Annotated in this window: 14 protein-coding genes; 5 read left to right on the forward strand and 9 right to left on the reverse strand. The window is 68.4% G+C overall.

What is annotated here, in order from left to right:
• Nucleotide 1 precedes the first annotated feature (1 nt).
• Nucleotides 2-709, forward strand: coding sequence for a DUF3142 domain-containing protein (locus HWX55_RS31375; RefSeq protein WP_175978534.1), 708 nt, complete (start codon nt 2-4; stop codon nt 707-709).
• A gap of 102 nt (nt 710-811) precedes the next feature.
• Here HWX55_RS31375 and HWX55_RS31380 read toward each other — a convergent pair whose 3' ends face one another.
• Complete coding sequence (locus tag HWX55_RS31380; protein ID WP_175978535.1) at nt 812-1,648, reverse strand: alpha/beta hydrolase; 837 nt, start codon at nt 1,646-1,648, stop codon at nt 812-814.
• A gap of 133 nt (nt 1,649-1,781) precedes the next feature.
• Complete coding sequence (locus HWX55_RS31385; protein WP_175978536.1) at nt 1,782-2,615, reverse strand: oxidoreductase; 834 nt, start codon at nt 2,613-2,615, stop codon at nt 1,782-1,784.
• 94 nt (nt 2,616-2,709) lie between these two features.
• Here HWX55_RS31385 and HWX55_RS31390 point away from each other — a divergent pair, with 94 nt between their 5' ends.
• Nucleotides 2,710-3,681, forward strand: coding sequence for an AraC family transcriptional regulator (locus HWX55_RS31390; protein WP_175978537.1), 972 nt, complete (start codon nt 2,710-2,712; stop codon nt 3,679-3,681).
• A 195-nt stretch (nt 3,682-3,876) separates the two neighbouring features.
• Here the strand turns inward: HWX55_RS31390 and HWX55_RS31400 are convergent, their stop codons facing one another.
• Together HWX55_RS31400 and HWX55_RS31405 are read right to left on the reverse strand one after the other, a co-directional pair.
• Entirely contained in the window at nt 3,877-5,082 is a 1,206-nt protein-coding gene (locus HWX55_RS31400; protein WP_175978538.1) for an MFS transporter, read from the reverse strand.
• Nucleotides 5,079-5,444: a RidA family protein gene (locus HWX55_RS31405; RefSeq protein ID WP_175978539.1), complete on the reverse strand. Its 366-nt coding sequence runs from the start codon at nt 5,442-5,444 to the stop codon at nt 5,079-5,081. The genes HWX55_RS31400 and HWX55_RS31405 overlap by 4 nt, the downstream gene beginning before the upstream one ends.
• Before the next feature lie 134 nt (nt 5,445-5,578).
• Between HWX55_RS31405 and HWX55_RS31410 the strand changes: the two genes are divergently transcribed.
• Nucleotides 5,579-6,397, forward strand: coding sequence for a helix-turn-helix domain-containing protein (locus HWX55_RS31410; RefSeq protein WP_175978540.1), 819 nt, complete (start codon nt 5,579-5,581; stop codon nt 6,395-6,397).
• Nucleotides 6,398-6,413: 16 nt separating this feature from the next.
• Nucleotides 6,414-7,274: a PhzF family phenazine biosynthesis protein gene (locus HWX55_RS31415; protein WP_175978541.1), complete on the forward strand. Its 861-nt coding sequence runs from the start codon at nt 6,414-6,416 to the stop codon at nt 7,272-7,274.
• 27 nt (nt 7,275-7,301) lie between these two features.
• On the opposite strand, the gene HWX55_RS31420 is transcribed toward HWX55_RS31415, so the two are convergent.
• Both HWX55_RS31420 and HWX55_RS31425 read right to left on the reverse strand, forming a co-directional pair.
• Nucleotides 7,302-8,465 carry an aldose epimerase family protein gene (locus HWX55_RS31420; RefSeq protein WP_175978542.1) on the reverse strand — a complete coding sequence of 388 codons (1,164 nt, stop codon included), beginning with the start codon at nt 8,463-8,465 and terminating at the stop codon, nt 7,302-7,304.
• 104 nt (nt 8,466-8,569) lie between these two features.
• A complete protein-coding gene (locus tag HWX55_RS31425) occupies nt 8,570-9,607 on the reverse strand; it encodes an AraC family transcriptional regulator (RefSeq protein WP_244140684.1) in 1,038 nt (345 codons plus the stop codon).
• On the opposite strand from HWX55_RS31425, the gene HWX55_RS31430 reads away from it, so the two are divergent.
• Nucleotides 9,595-10,503: a LysR family transcriptional regulator gene (locus tag HWX55_RS31430; RefSeq protein ID WP_089471125.1), complete on the forward strand. Its 909-nt coding sequence runs from the start codon at nt 9,595-9,597 to the stop codon at nt 10,501-10,503. The genes HWX55_RS31425 and HWX55_RS31430 overlap by 13 nt on opposite strands.
• Nucleotides 10,504-10,677: 174 nt before the next feature.
• On the opposite strand, the gene HWX55_RS31435 is transcribed toward HWX55_RS31430, so the two are convergent.
• The 3 genes from HWX55_RS31435 to HWX55_RS31445 form a co-directional block, all read right to left on the reverse strand.
• Nucleotides 10,678-12,165, reverse strand: a complete 1,488-nt coding sequence (locus HWX55_RS31435) for a mechanosensitive ion channel family protein (RefSeq protein WP_175978543.1) — start codon at nt 12,163-12,165, stop codon at nt 10,678-10,680.
• A gap of 111 nt (nt 12,166-12,276) precedes the next feature.
• Nucleotides 12,277-12,696 carry a DoxX family protein gene (locus tag HWX55_RS31440; protein WP_175978544.1) on the reverse strand — a complete coding sequence of 140 codons (420 nt, stop codon included), beginning with the start codon at nt 12,694-12,696 and terminating at the stop codon, nt 12,277-12,279.
• A gap of 230 nt (nt 12,697-12,926) precedes the next feature.
• A complete protein-coding gene (locus HWX55_RS31445) occupies nt 12,927-14,732 on the reverse strand; it encodes a winged helix-turn-helix domain-containing protein (RefSeq protein ID WP_175978545.1) in 1,806 nt (601 codons plus the stop codon).
• Nucleotides 14,733-15,139 lie beyond the last annotated feature (407 nt).

Here is a 15,139-nt window from a genome sequence, read left to right on the forward strand (position 1 = left end):
CATGAAGCGCATCGCGTGCGTCGCGCTGCTGCTGGCCGCGCGCGTCGCGCTCGGCGACACCGTCGACGCCGCGCGGTACGACGCGTTCTGGCTGTGGGCGGGCGTGAAGCCGCAGGCGGTCGTGCGCGGCGCGCGCATCGTCTACGTGCTGCAAGGGCAGATCGAAGCGTCGCCGCGGGACGAGTCGCAGCTGCGCGTGATCGCGCAGGGCGTCGCGCTGCCGCCCGCGCCCGACGCGCGCGTGTGGCTCGTCTATCGGGCGCATACGCTGCGCTGGACGCCGCGCGTCACGCAGATCATGCTCGCGCAGCTCGCACGCTGGCGTGCGTCGGGTCGCACGATCGCCGGCATCCAGATCGACTTCGATGCCGGTACGCGTCATCTTCAGGATTACCTTGCGTTCCTGCGCACGCTGCGCGACACGTTGCCGGCCGATTGCCGGCTCAGCATCACGGGGCTGCTCGACTGGAGCAGCCGCATCGATACCGATCAGGTCAACCAGCTCAAGGGGATCGTCGACGAGGTGGTCGTGCAGACCTATCAGGGACGCAGCACGATCCCCGACTATGCCGCGTACCTGCCGCGCGTCGCGCGGCTGCAACTGCCGTTTCGGATCGGCGTGATCCAGGGCGGCGAATGGGATGCGCCGCCGTATCTCGCGTCGAATCCGTGGTTCCGCGGCTACGTCGTGTTCCTGCGCAACGGCTAGCGGCCAGCGGGCGCAAACGCGGCGGGGGCGATCGTGGTCACGGCCGGATCGCCCCTTTTCAATCACGGCGCCGCCCGCCGCAGCGGGCCGGCGCCGCCATCCTTACGCCCGCACGAACGCGAGCAGGTCGGCGTTGAGCACGTCGGCGTTGACGGTCAGCATCCCGTGCGAATAGCCCGGGTACGTCTTCAGCGTGCCGTTCTTCAGCAGCTTGATCGACTTCAGCGCGGCATCCGCGATCGGCACGATCTGGTCGTCCTCGCCATGCAGCACGAGCGTCGGAACGGAGATCGACTTCAGGTCGTCGGTCTGATCCGTTTCCGAAAACGCCTTGATGCCGTCGTAATGCGCCTTCGCGCTGCCTTCCATCCCCTGCCGCCACCAGTTGCGGATCACGCCCTGATGCACGGTTGCACCTTCGCGGTTGAACCCGTAGAACGGGCCGCTCGGCACGTCGAGGAAGAACTGCGCGCGATTGTCGGCGAGCGCTTTGCGGAAGCCGTCGAATACCTCGAGCGGCAGGCCTTCGGGGTTCGATTCGGTTTTCAGCATCAGCGGCGGCACCGCGCTGACCAGTACGGCCTTCGCGACGCGGCCAGCCGGCTCGCCGTGCTTCGCGACGTAGCGCGCCACTTCGCCGCCGCCGGTCGAGTGACCGATATGCACCGCATTGCGCAGGTCGAGCGCCTCGACGACCGCGAATGCATCCGCCGCGTAATGATCCATGTCGTGACCGTCCGACACCTGCGCCGAGCGGCCATGGCCGCGCCGGTCGTGCGCGATCACGCGATAGCCGTTCTGGACGAAGAACAGCAGTTGCGCATCCCAGTCGTCGCTGGACAGCGGCCAGCCGTGGTGGAACACGATGGGCTGCGCATCCTTCGTGCCCCAATCCTTGTAGAAAATCTCGACGTTGTCCTTCGTGGTGACGTACGGCATCGCGGTGCTCCTGTGAGGTGGATGAACGTGGCGAACGGGCCGCCGTCATTATCGGCTTTATTGTGAAACCGCGACGCCATCGTGCAATGCGATGGCCGATCATTCACCGGCAGGAAACGAACGACGCAGCGCGTCAGCCGTCCGTCGACACTGTGACGGCTTCCCACGCGCGGATTTCGTCGTCCAGCGCCGCCAGCTTGTCGCGCACGAGCCGCAGCGCATCGCTGCCGAGCAGCAGATGCGCGGGCGGATGGTCCGCTGCCATCACGGCGAGCATCGCCCGCGCGGCCTTCGCGGGATCGCCCGGCTGCTTGCCGCTTTTTTCCTCGCGCGCACGGCGGATCGGGTCGAACAGCGCGTCGTAGTCGGCGATCGAGCGCGGCGTGCGCGCCATCGAGCGGCCGGCCCAGTCGGTGCGGAACGAACCCGGCGCGACGGCCGTCACCGCGATGCCGAACGGCTCGAGCTCCTTGCCGAGCGTCTCGGAAATACCTTCCAGCGCGAACTTGCTGCCGCAGTAGTACGCGATGCCCGGCATCGTGATGTGCCCGCCCATCGACGTGATGTTCAGGATGCGGCCGCGCCGGCGCTCGCGCATGAACGGCACGACGGCCTTCATCATCGCGACCGCGCCGAACACGTTCACGTCGAACTGCCGGCGCATCTCGTCGAGCGGCGACTCCTCCATGATCCCTTCGTGCCCGTAACCGGCGTTGTTCACCAGCACGTCGACGTGCCCGACGTTCGCCTCGATGTCCGCGACGACGCCGTCGATGCGCTCGAAGTCGGTCACGTCGAGCACGCGGGCGACGGCCGCGTGCGCGGACAGCGCTTCGAAGTCGCGCGCCGCCTGCGCGCTGCGCACCGTGCCGACCACCGTGTGGCCGGCGGCCAGCGCTTCCTGGGCCAGCGCGCGGCCGAAACCGCTGCTGACGCCGGTAATGAGCATGAGGTTGCCGGATGCCATGTGAGCTTCTCCCGAATGTGGATTGAAGCGTGCATACTAGTCTGACGAACGACGCCGAATAAGCCAGATTCCGCTGATTTTCTTGCACAAAACTATGAGCACCGTGCCCGCCTCCGCCCGACCTCCATCGCTGTCGCCGCGTGACCGAAAGCGCCTGGTGACGCTGCTGCGCGCGCTGGCGCCCGACGAGGGCTACAACCTGACCGCGCTGCCGAGCGTGCGCGTCCTGCGCTCGAACCGCGCGCTGTCGCGCACGCCGGTGCTGTACGACCCGGGCATCGTGATCGTGTGCCAGGGGTCGAAGCGCGGCTACTTCGGCGGCGAGCGCTATCTGTACGACGAACACCATTACCTGGCCGTGTCCGTGCCCGTCCCGTTCAGCATGGAAACCGACGCGACGCCCGAGCGCCCGCTGCTCGCGCTGTACCTGCACCTCGATTTCACGCTGGCCGCCGAACTCGCCGCTCAGATCGATCGCGCCGGCGTCGCGGAAACCGTGCAGGCGCCGAAGAGCATGATGTCGACGCCGATGGACGAAGCGATGCACGCATCGGTGCTCCGTTTCGTCGACGCGATGCAGCGGCCGCTCGACGCCGCGGTGCTCGGCCCGGCGCTGCTTCGCGAGCTGTATTTCCGCGTGCTGACCGGCGCGCAGGGCAACGCGATGCGCAGCGCGCTGGCGATGCGCGGGCAATTCGGCCGGATCGGCCGATCGTTGCGGATGATCCACGCCGATTACGCGCGACCGCTCGACGTGTCGCAACTGGCCGACGCAGCCGGCATGAGCGTGCCGAGCTTTCACAGTCATTTCAAGGCGATCACGCAGGTGTCGCCGATGCAGTACCTGAAGTCGACGCGCCTGCATCAGGCGCGGTTATTGATGGTGCGGCAGGACCTGACGGCGGAAGCGGCCGGCTATGCGGTCGGTTATACGAGCCCGTCGCAGTTCAGCCGGGAGTTCAAACGCCTGTTCGGTTCGACGCCGGCGAAGGAAGCGCAGCGCATGCGCGCGAACTTCGCGATTCTGGAAGCGTTCGACGATGCGAGGTTCGTGTCGTCGCATTGATATGTGTGGAAGCCGGCCGCGATGCACCAGTTCATCGCGCCGCATCAAGCGTCAGGCCGGCCAGCGACGGTCACGCCGCAGATGTCCTGCGGTTGATCCGCGCAGTATCCGCCGCCGGCACGTTCGCCATCAGCGTATTGCCGCGGCAGATCCGATTCAGCAGCGCGGCGAACGGGAACACGACAATTTCCCGGCTCAACCGGCCGACATCGGTTCGCCCGCGGCACCGACCGTCGCACAAGCCGCCCCGACCCACGCGGCGGCCGTCACCGCACCGGCCGCGACGAGCATCATCGCGCCCCACCCGATCCGTTCGACGAGCATGCCCGCCGCCGCGGCGCCGCCGGCGCCGGCCGCGTAGTACAGCGTCAGATACGCGGCGTTCAACGCACCGGCCCGCGCCGGCTGAATTGCCACGACACGGGCCTGGTTCGCGACCTGCGCGGCGAAACAACCGGCATCGAACAGCGCGAGACCGACGCCCAGCCAGCCCGGATGACCGAGCGCAACGCCAAGCAGCAACGTGGACAGCGCGGCCACGGCGAGCCCGCCGCCGATCACCGCACGATCGCCGAAGCGATCCGTGAGCTTGCCGGCCACCCGCGTCACGCCGAGGCCGAGCACGCCGGCGAGACTGTATGCGCCGATCGCGGCCGCTCCCAGGTTGTACGGCGGCGCGGCCAGACGGATCGCGAGCCCGACCCAGACCAGATTGAACGCGAAGAACCACAGCATGCCGGCGCAGGTGCGGCGCCTCAATGCGGCGCTGTCGCGCAACAGCCGCGGAATCGCGCCGATCGTGGCCGCGTGGCCGGCACGCCGTTCGGGGCGATCGCCGGGCAACAGCACGCCGCTGCCGACGGCCGCCAGCGCCACGCAGCCGGCCAATGCGAGCAGCGCACCGCGCCATCCGCACCATTGCGACAACGCGCCGCCGACGAAACGGCTCAGCAGGATTCCGGCGGAAATCCCCGCGGAGACGGCGCCCATCGCCCCGGCGCGCCGCTGCGGATCCGCGTGCTTTCCGACGACCGCGCTGCATTGCGCGGCGACCGTCGTGGCCGCCCCCACCAACAGGAAGCAGGCGTCGAGCGCGCGCGGCGTCGGCGACAGCGACGCGCACGCGAGCAATATCGCGAGCACGCCCATTTGCGCCGGAATGAGCGTGCGCGGACGGAACCGGTCGGCCAGCGGAACCAGCAGCGCAAGGCCGGCCAGATAGCCGAGCATCGTCACGGACGCGAGCGTCGCCATCCGCGCGACCGGCACGCCGAAGTCGCCGGCCATCGCCGACAGCGACGGCTGCAGCGCATAGCCGTTGGCGATCGCGACGCCCGCCGCGAGCGCCAGCATCGCGATCGCGGTGCGGGACAGGGACGCGTGCGGGCCGGCGACCGTCATGCGGCGGTCCGGACCGCGATCGCCTCGACCTCGACGCGAATCTCGGGATCGACGAACGGCAACGCATGGACCAGCGAGAACGCCGGCCGGATCTCGCCGTAGATCTCGCCGTGCGCGCGCGCCGCGTCTTCCCAATGGTCGAAATCCGCGACCACCAGCCGGCTCTGGACGACATCCGACAGCGCGAATCCGCTGTCCGCGAGGACCTTGCCGAGCGTTGCCGATGCATCGCGTGTCTGCGCATACACGTCGTCGCCTTTGCCGGCCGTCCCCGACACGTAGATCGTGTCGTCGACGACCACTGCACGCGAATAGCCTACCTTGGGCTCCCACGGGGAGCCGGTACTGATCCGTTGACGCATCTTGTCGATCCTCTTCGATAAGGGTCGGGAATCTCACTTACTACTTCGGTAGTAAGTTGAATCGATTCTATACTACTCCGGTAGTTAATCAAGCCTCTCCGTGACGGTCGTCACGGCCATTCGAGTGCATTCACATGAACGAAAACGCGGAACTGATCACGTCATTGATCCGGCTTGGCTTCACGCAATACGAGGCGCAGGCGTACGCGGCGCTCGTCGGGCAAGCCGCGCTGACGGGTGCGGAAGTCGGCCGGCGCGCCGGCATGCCGCCATCGAAGGTCTACGAGACGCTCGGCCGCCTGGAGGCGCGCGGCGCGGTGCTCGTCAACCGCTCCGAGCCGGTCCGCTATGCAGCCGTGCCGCACCGGTCGCTGCTGGAAGAATTGCGCACGCGCTTCAACGCGGATCTCGAGCTGGCGGCGGGCGCGCTCGACCGGCTGCCGGCGCGGCAAGAGCCGGGGCTGGTCTGGTCGTTGAGCGGACGCGGCGCGATCGTCAGCGCCTTCGCGCGCGTGATCGACCAGGCGAAAACGGAAATCTTCGCGGGCGTGTGGGACGAGGAAATCGACGACCTCGGGCCGCTGCTCGAGGCGGCCGCGGCGCGCGGCGTCGATACGCACGTGGCGATCTACGGCAATCGCACGCTCAATGGGCCGCGCCACTACGACATGGCCAAATGCGGCGCTAGCGCGAGGCTTCGTCTGTCGGGGCGGCGGCTGGCCGTCGCGGTCGCGGACAACACCGAGGCGGTGGTGGCGGAATTCGGCGACCAGTCGCCCGACCATGCGACGCTGACGACCAATCCGGTCATCGCGCTGCTCGCGGTCGAGTACATCAAGGCCGACGTGAGCGGCCGCGTCCTGATCGATGCGATGAGCCCGGCGGAATACCGGAAAGTGCTGAAGCATCCCGACATGCAGGCGATGCTTGCGCCGCTCGACAAGCAGGGCTGACCCACACGAGATACCGATGACGCCATACACCTTCCGCCTGCTGAACGTCTTCGCCGAATCGACGTTCGGCGGCAACCCGCTTTGCGTATTCGACGATGCGCGCGGCATGGACGACGCGACGATGCAGGCGCTCGCCGTGCAGTTCAACCTGTCGGAGACGACCTTCGTGCTGCCGTCCGAGCGGGCACATGCACGCGTGCGCATCTTCACGCCCGGCTACGAGATGGCTTTTGCCGGCCATCCGACGCTCGGCACCGCGCACGTCGTGCGCGAGCGGCTCAACGCAGGCGATGCGCTGACGCTGGAATTCAAGGCCGGCGTCGTCGACGTCACCGCGCGCGACGACGTGTGGACCTTCATCGCGCCGCACGCCGGCATGCCGAACACGGCGCCGTGCACGTTGTCCGATGCGCGGGTCGCGGCGCTGCTCGGGCTCGCCGAGGACGACCTGCTCGCGCCGCCGCTGTGGGTCGATACCGGCGCCGACCAGTTGCTGGTCGCGCTCAAGGACCCGGCCGCCGTGCGACGCGCGCGACCCGACAGCGCGCACCTCGACATCTGGCCGCGAAGCAGCCTCGGCCGGAAGACCGCCTATGTGTTCGCGTTCGACGCCGAACGCCCGGGGACGGTCGTGTCCCGCTACTTCTTCGTGAAGCAGGGCGGCGGCGTATCGGAAGATCCGGGCACCGGATCGGCCTGTGCGAACCTGGGCGGCTGGTTGCTCGCCGCCGGACACGATCTGCCGGCCGCGTTTCGGGTCGAGCAAGGCGAAGCCGTCGGCCGGCCTTGCGTGCTGCGGTTGTCGGTCGATGCGGCGGGCAAAATCGGCGTCGGCGGGCGCGTGATCGAAATCGGGCGCGGCACGATCAACGTGTGACCGACACGCGCGCGCCGGCGCCGACGGTCATCGCGCGCCCACCCGCCACACCGTCACTTCGTGCAGCGTGTCGCCCGGCTTGAGCACCGTCGACGGGAAGGCCGGACGATTCGGCGAATCGGGAAAATGCTCGGCTTCCAGCGCGAACGCATCGGTTTGCCGGTAGGCCGTGCCACCCTTGCCCGCGACGCTGCCGTTCAAGCCGTTGGCCGTATAGAACTGCAGCCCCGGCTGCGTCGTGTACAGCTCGAGGAAACGCCCGGACGCCGGGTCGTAGGCGCGCGCGGCAAACGCGGGCGCCGGCTGGCCGCCCTGGTCCAGCACCCAGTTCTGATCGTAGCCATGCGCGATCGCGAGCTGCGGATACGCATCGCGCAAATGCGCGCCGATCGGCGTCAACTGGCGCAGATCCATCGGCGTGCCCGCGACGCTCGTCAGTTGCCCGGTCGGAATCGACGTATCGTCGGTCGGCGTGAAACGCGATGCGGCGATCTCGATCAGTTGCCGCTCGACGCTGCCGCCGGCGTGCCCCGCCAGATTGAAGTAGCTGTGGTTGGTCAGGTTGACGACCGTGTCCTTGTCGGTCGTCGCGCGGTAGTCGATGCGGATCTGGTCGTCGCGCGTCAGCGTGTAGGTCACGTCCGTCGTCAACGTGCCGGGGAAGCCGTTCTCGCCGTCGGGGCTCACGTAGCGCAGCGTGACGCTCGAACCGGCCGCGTCGCTGTGCGTGCCGGTGACCTTCCACACCTTCGCGTCGAAACTGTCGGGGCCGCCGTGCAGCGTGTTCGGCCCGTCGTTGACCGGCAGCGTCCACGTCTTGCCGTCGAGCGCGAAACGCCCGCCCGCGATGCGGTTCGCATACCGGCCGATCAACGCACCGAAATGGATGTTGCCGTTGTGCGCTTCGTAGTCGCGCAGCGAATCGAAGCCGAGCACGATGTCGGCAACGTGCCCGGTGCGGTCCGGCACGTCGAGCGCCGTCACGATGCCGCCGTACGTGATCACTTTCAGCGTCACGCCGTGCCGGTTCGCGAGCGTGTACTGGCTCACCGCCTGCCCGCTCGCGGTCGTCCCGTAATCGGCGCGGCTGATCGACACGTCGGCCGCCGCCGATGCGATGGCGGCATGCAAGCCGAACGTTGCGAACACACCTATCGCGAGCATCGATTGTCGCGGCCAGTGTCGTTTCATGAAAACCTCCGAAGTGATGCGGCCCGTGCTCGCACGCAAGTCGCATGCCTGCACGTCGCCGCGTGTGTTGTGCCGCGTGCCCCGCCTCCGTCGTATCGCGACGCTCACGTATGGTCCGCGCGCCACCGGCGTGGCGTGACACCGGTCAATCGCGCAAAGGTGCGCGAGAAATGGCTCTGATCGGCGAAGCCGCACGCAACGGCGATCATGCTCAACGGCACGTTCGGGTTGCGCATCCATTCCTTCGCCCGTTCGACACGCTGCACGATGAGCCAGCGATGCGGCGGCAGCCCGGTCGTTCGATGAAACGCCTTGACGAAATGGCTGCGGGACAGCCCGCACGCGCTCGCGACGTCGGCCAGCCCGATGTTGCCGTCGAGGTGCTCGAGCAACAGCTCCTGCGCGCGGCGCGCCTGCGACGGCGTGAGCTTGCCGTCCGACCGTTCCCGCCGTTCGCCGACGCCGCCGTAACGGTGCGCGACGTGTGCCTGAAACGCCAGCCCAACGTGATCGATGAAGATCTGCGATGCTTCGCCCGGCCGGGCCAGCGCCGGCAGTAGCGACTGGCCGAGCGCGTGGATGATCGAGTCGTGGGTGCTCAGATGCGGCGGCAGATAAAGCTGCGGCCGCTGCCGGCCGCCGAGGTCGTCGACCGTTTCCTCGAGCGTGTGGCGCGGCAGGTGGAAATGCAGGCAATCGAATGCGCCCTTGAGGTCGGCCACCCAGCGACGGTCGAGATCGTAGATCGACACGGTTCCCGCGCCATACGGGACGAACGGTGCGGGGCGGCCATCGAGCCACAGATCCTGTTCGCCGAACGGACGCAACTGCAATACGATGAGATCCGTATTCTCGAGTTCGTAGGGTGCGGTCAGCCCCATGTTCCTGCGCAAGCTCTGGAGCCGGACGATACCGATTTGCCCATGCGGCAACGCTTGCGTGACGACGGTCTGCCTGACGTCGGCCGGGAGGAAATCGGACGGTGCGGTATCCGGCTGAGGGGCGCTCATGGGGCGATGCGGGTCGCGAATGACGATACCCGCCACTCTAGCAAATCGCGGCGACGCACGCTGCTCCTGCCGCACCGGCGCTGGTATGATGCGCCAGCCACCCCCTACCGGAACTCGCGATGAAGCTGTCATTCGAAGCGCTCGAAGCCCTGGACGCGATCGACCGCACCGGAACCTTTGCCGAAGCCGCGGAACTGCTGCATCGCGTGCCGTCCGCGCTGACCTACCTGGTGCAGAAACTCGAAAGCGATCTCGGCGTGGCGCTGTTCGACCGCAGCGGACGGCGCGCGAAGCTCACGCATGCGGGACGCATCGTCGTCGAGGAAGGCCGGCGCCTGCTGCGCGCGGCCGAGCAACTCGAAATGAAGGCGCTGCGTGCGCAACAGGGCTGGGAAACGGAAGTGCGTGTCTGTATCGACGAAATTCTGCCGTTCGATGCGCTATGGCCGTACGTGCACCGGTTCTACGCGCTCGGGATGGACACGCGGCTGCGGCTGTCGACCGAAGTGCTCGGCGGCGCGTGGGATGCGCTGATTTCGCGCCGGGCGGATCTCGTCGTCGGCGCGGCGGGCGAACCGCCGGAATTGCCGGGCATCGTCGCGCGGCCGATCGGCTCGCTGAAACACGTGTTCGCGGTCGCGCCGACCCATCCGCTCGCATCGATGCCCGAACCGCTGGCGATGGCGTCGGTCGTCCGGTATCGCGGCGCGGTGATCAGCGATACGTCGCGCGAATTGCAGCCGCAGTCGGTCGCGATCGATGCGGGCCAGCCGACCCTCGCGGTCCCGACGCTGGCCGCGAAACTCGAAGCGCAATGCGAAGGGCTCGCGGTCGGCACCCTGCCGGAATGCATCGCGGCGCGCGCGATCGCCGACGGCAAGCTCGTCGCGCGGCAGGTGACGGGCATGCGCGACACCACGCACTGCTATCTCGCGTGGCGCGGCGACGAGGCCGGCCGCGCGCTGCACTGGTGGGTCGAGCAACTCGACCAGCCCGATCTCGTCGAGCGTTTCACGACGCCGGACTGACGCGCGCGTTCATGGCCCGGCGGCACGGCGGGGTCGCACGCGCGGCCGCCTCGTCGATGGCTGACGGCCCGGCAGCGCACGCGCCCTCCAGCGCCCCCGGCACGGCGCCACGCGTCGTGAAAAAACGCGCATGCCCATGCCCCCGCTGCCGGCCCCTCGCGGTCCACCCCGGCGTCAGCCGAGCGAATCGTGCAGCCGCTTCATTTCCTTCTCGAGCCAGCCGATCAGGCTGAACCCCGCGTGCGCCTTCTCGACCGGCGGAATCATCATCCGTTCCTCGGTCGCGATATGGTCGGTGAGCGCCTCGCACATCAGCCTGCCGAGCGCCGGCTTCCGGCCGATCAGCGCCGACAGATCCTCGCTGCGAAGCTGATGCACGGTCATCGCGGTCACCGCGTGGACGGTCGCGTGAAGCCGCGTGCCGGCGAGCACGACCGACTGCCCGATCGCATCGCCCGGCGCCATCCGCCGGACTTCGACGTCGCCGGACGCGCCCGGCACGAACACCGCCGCGACGCCCGATTCGACGATCGTCAGCACGCGCGACTCCGAATTCGACGCATAGATCACGTCGCCCTTGCCGAACGAACGCGAGACCAGCGCCTCGGCCAGCACGGCCAGATCGTCGTCGTCGACGCGCGCGAACAGTTCGACCGCGCGCAACAGCAGCAGCCGACGCGATACCGGATCCGCTTGCGACGTCGACGACGATGCGGACACCGGCGCCGGCCCCACGAGCGGCCGCCACGCGACGCCCGCCGCGGCCAGATGCCGATGCGCGAGATCGTAGAGCGCGTTGCGCACGGACGTTTTCTTCTGCAGCGCGTCGACGTAGCAGACGAGTTCGTACTGGATCGCGTTCGCGCGGAACGCCTTCACGACGGCAATCGGCGCGGGGCGCGCGAGCACGTCGAGCGAACTCGCCGCGGCCCGCTCCAGTGCGCCGACGGCGACGGCCGGCCGCACCGCGGGATCGAGGTCGAGCACGAGCGTGACGCCGTGCAGGCCAGCCGGCTCGCTCAGGTTCACGATGGTGGCGCGCGCCGCCGAGCTGTTCGGCACGACGACCAGGTTGCCGAGGTTGTCGATCAGCTTCGTCGAACGCCAGTTGCTCTCGACGATCCGCCCTTCGAGCTCACCGATCGACACCGTGTCGTCGAGCCTGAACGGTTGCGTGGTGTTCAGCACGAGCCCGGAGAACACGTCGTTCAGCGTGTTCTGGAGCGCGAGACCGAGGATCACCGCGACGGCGCCGGAGGTCGCGACGAGGCCGCTCAACGGCAGGCCGAGCACGTAGCCGAGGGCGGCCACCGCGGCCGCGCCGAACACGATGCCCGCGGCGATATCGTGAAAGAGCCGCTGGCTGTGCCACGCACGCGGCAGCAGTAGATGATTGAGCAGCAGGCTGAACACGATCGCGCACTGGAGCCACCACGCGATGCAGACGGCCTGGACCACGATCCGGTCGAGCCCGCCGAGCGACGCGGGAACGGCGAGCGGGCTGACGCCGGTCGCGAACAGCACCGCGCTCAGCGCGGCAAACGCCGCGCAGCGCCGGATCGCGCGAACCACGGGGCGATCGCGCGCGAACAACCGCCACGCGGCGAGATCGGCGAGCACGATCGGCGCGCCGTAGATCGCCGTATCGGAGAAATTCAACATGTCGGATCGCAAGCGCGGCGCGCGAAAAGGGGGAAGCGGCAGCACGCAGTTCGCCGCGGGAACGGCATCGTCGGGCACATCGCGTGCAGCCCACCGACGCGCGGGCTGCGGCTAGTCACGCCGACGCACGACGCCCGGCAACGGCAACACATAGCGCCCGGCGCCCGCGATCGCGATCGTGCCGAACAGGATCAGCAGCATCCACGCGAACTGCGCATCGCGCAGCGGCCAGTCGGGGTGGACGAACACCAGCGCGACGAGCGTGACGATCATCACCGGCAGCGCCGCCAGCCGCGGGAACAGACCGACGATCATGAAGATCGGGCACACGGCCTCCGCGAAGATCGCGAACAGGATCGACAGCGTGCGGCCGAGATGGAACGGATCTTCGATGGCCGCGGCTTCGGCCGTGTAATGGACGATCTTCGGCAAGCCGTGCACCACGAGCAGCAGCACGCTGGCGGCGACACGCAGGAACAGCAGGCCGAGGTCGGTCGCGTGGCGGGAAAGGTCGGATGGATCAGGTTTCATGCGCCGGTTCGTCGATTGAGCGGGATACGCGGCGACGTGCACCCCCGGCGTTTCGCCGCGCCGGCGTTCAGTGATGTCGCGCGATGTCGGCGAGCGCGCGGGGTCGGCGCGCACGCGTGCCGACGAGGTGCCGGCGCCCTCCGTTCATGCAATCTACGCGCGCAGCCTGCCGCCGTCCTGTAACCTGGCTGAATCGTTCTGAAGCACCGGAGACGCGTGACGACCCGGCGTCACGACTCGCGCGTCGGCAGCTCGGCCTCGGCCGCATCGAGTCCGAGCGCATGCACTTCCGACCACGCATCGTGCACGACCTGTGTCGACCCTGCGGTATGCGCGAGCGCGGCTGCATACGCGGCCAGCAACCGCACGCGCGCATCGTCGGACACGGGAGCCGCGCCTGCGTCGCGCATCGCATCGAGCGCGACGCGCGCCCGCTCGCGGCATTCGTCGACGAGCGACAGATCGAACAGGCAAGGCACCGCGACGGCCGCGAGCGCGATGCCGAGCGCCGCGTCGCCCTGCGCCGAAAACGCCCAGTCGAGCGCGGCCCGCAGATTGCCGAGCTCGCGCCGCACCGCATCGAGCCGGGTCGTGCTGCCGGCCTCGCCGCGCGGCTCGTCGCCACCGTGGGCCGCGCGCCGGAACAACGCGAGGAAGTAGGTCGCATGCGCGCGCGCGGCAGCCGCCCCTTCGCCGTGACTGTCGAGCTGCTGTTGCGCGTAGGCGCGCGTGGTCGTCAGCAGCCGGTAGCGCGGTGCGCCGTGCGCGGTCTCGAGGATCAGCAGCGACTTCGACACGAGGCCGGCGATCGTATCGAGCAGGTCGGCGCCGGCCAGCCCGTTGGCGCCGACGACCTCGCGCACGGCCTCGATCGAGAAGCCGTCGCGAAACACGCCGAGCCATCGCAGCAGCAGGCGCTCGGCGTCCCCGAGCAGCCGGTAGCTCCAGTCGTACATCGCCTGCAGCGTCTGATGGCGCGGCAACGCGGTGCGAAAACCGCCCGTCAGCAGCCGAAAGTGATCGTCGAGATGCGCGGCCAGCACGTCGATGCCCAGCACGGCGGCGCGGGCCGCGGCCAGCTCGATTGCGAGCGGCAGGCCGTCGAGGCGGCGGCAGACCGACGCCATCAACGACAGGCTGCGCGCATCGAGCGGAAAACGCGGATCGGCCGCGCGCGCACGCGCCGCGAACAACTGCACCGCGCTCGCGCTCATCGCCTCGCGATCGCCGGCCCCTTCGTCGGGCACGTCGAGCGGCGGCACCGGGCACACGCGCTCGCCGTGGATGCGCAGCGATTCCCGGCTCGTCGCGAGCACGCACAGCCCGTCGTCCGCATCGGTGAGCGCGCTCGCGATCTGCGCGGCGGCGTCGAGCAAGTGCTCGCAATTGTCGAGCACGAGCAGCATCCGCCGACGCGCGACGCTGGCGAGCACCGCTTCGAGCGTCAGCGAGCCGATCGGCTGCGTGATGCCGAACGCGCCGGCGAGCGCATCGGGCACGAAGCGGGGACACGCGACGGTGGCGAGCGAAACGAATACGGTGCCTTCCGGAAAACGTGCGGCGGCGCGCGCCGCCGCTTCGATCGCGACCCGCGTCTTGCCGATGCCGCCCGCGCCGACCAGCGTCACGACGCGCGCACCCTGCAGCGCGGCCAGCACGTCGGCGACCGTCTGTTCGCGGCCGAACAACGCGCTCGGCGCAGCGGACGGCCGCCCCATCGCGGGACGCACGGGCGCGTCGCCGTCGTCCTGCCCGACGACCAAACGGTAGCCGCGGCCGGGCACCGTCACGATCAGGTTCCGGTCGCCGGCCAGCGCCTTGCGCAGCGAAGCGATGTGCACCTGCAGGTTGTTTTCCTCGACGACGGTGTGCGGCCATACGCGCTGCATGATGTCGTCTTTCGATACCAGCGCACCGTCCGCCCGAATCAACAGCTCGAGAATTTCGAATGCGCGGCTGCCGATGCGCAGCAGCTTGCCGTTCGAACGAATTTCACGTCTGTCGAGAAAAACGTGAAGTGTTCCAATCCGGATCATGAGAATTTCTTGAGGGTGACATTCAACGGCGCCCCACTGAAATCGGGGGCCGGTTCGGCATCAATGCTACGGTATTTGCATGGTCGAATGATTCAAATTATCAGAATGAACGACACGAATTTTTTGAAATGACGAACAATGCCGTCGCGAAACGCTGCTTTTCGCGCTCGCACCGAAAGGCGGCAGGGCCGCGCACGTTTCATGTGCAAATCGTGGATGCGCCGATGAATGCGATTTCGTTATATCAGACGAAACGATTTTCGATCGGCGCAATGCGGCGCATTTTCGTTTTGATTGACCGGCCGGTTTATTTCAGACGCCTCTATTGCGGCCGCCGAATATCCGTCGGCTCGTTTGCCCGCGTTTGCGCGCGATTCGCCGCAGGCCGGGCCAGCCTGCGGCGCGGG

The sequence above is a fragment of the Burkholderia sp. BCC1047 genome (assembly GCF_902833155.1).
Classification (GTDB): domain Bacteria; phylum Pseudomonadota; class Gammaproteobacteria; order Burkholderiales; family Burkholderiaceae; genus Burkholderia; species Burkholderia sola.

Excerpts from the sequence above, each read along its gene's own strand:
- HWX55_RS31375 (WP_175978534.1), top strand. The coding sequence starts at position 2 with ATGAAGCGCATCGCGTGCGTCGCGCTGCTGCTGGCCGCGCGCGTCGCG.
- HWX55_RS31380 (WP_175978535.1), bottom strand. The coding sequence starts at position 1,648 with ATGCCGTACGTCACCACGAAGGACAACGTCGAGATTTTCTACAAGGAT.
- HWX55_RS31385 (WP_175978536.1), bottom strand. The coding sequence starts at position 2,615 with ATGGCATCCGGCAACCTCATGCTCATTACCGGCGTCAGCAGCGGTTTC.
- HWX55_RS31390 (WP_175978537.1), top strand. The coding sequence starts at position 2,710 with ATGAGCACCGTGCCCGCCTCCGCCCGACCTCCATCGCTGTCGCCGCGT.
- HWX55_RS31400 (WP_175978538.1), bottom strand. The coding sequence starts at position 5,082 with ATGACGGTCGCCGGCCCGCACGCGTCCCTGTCCCGCACCGCGATCGCG.
- HWX55_RS31405 (WP_175978539.1), bottom strand. The coding sequence starts at position 5,444 with ATGCGTCAACGGATCAGTACCGGCTCCCCGTGGGAGCCCAAGGTAGGC.
- HWX55_RS31410 (WP_175978540.1), top strand. The coding sequence starts at position 5,579 with ATGAACGAAAACGCGGAACTGATCACGTCATTGATCCGGCTTGGCTTC.
- HWX55_RS31415 (WP_175978541.1), top strand. The coding sequence starts at position 6,414 with ATGACGCCATACACCTTCCGCCTGCTGAACGTCTTCGCCGAATCGACG.
- HWX55_RS31420 (WP_175978542.1), bottom strand. The coding sequence starts at position 8,465 with ATGAAACGACACTGGCCGCGACAATCGATGCTCGCGATAGGTGTGTTC.
- HWX55_RS31430 (WP_089471125.1), top strand. The coding sequence starts at position 9,595 with ATGAAGCTGTCATTCGAAGCGCTCGAAGCCCTGGACGCGATCGACCGC.
- HWX55_RS31425 (WP_244140684.1), bottom strand. The coding sequence starts at position 9,607 with ATGACAGCTTCATCGCGAGTTCCGGTAGGGGGTGGCTGGCGCATCATA.
- HWX55_RS31435 (WP_175978543.1), bottom strand. The coding sequence starts at position 12,165 with ATGTTGAATTTCTCCGATACGGCGATCTACGGCGCGCCGATCGTGCTC.
- HWX55_RS31440 (WP_175978544.1), bottom strand. The coding sequence starts at position 12,696 with ATGAAACCTGATCCATCCGACCTTTCCCGCCACGCGACCGACCTCGGC.
- HWX55_RS31445 (WP_175978545.1), bottom strand. The coding sequence starts at position 14,732 with ATGATCCGGATTGGAACACTTCACGTTTTTCTCGACAGACGTGAAATT.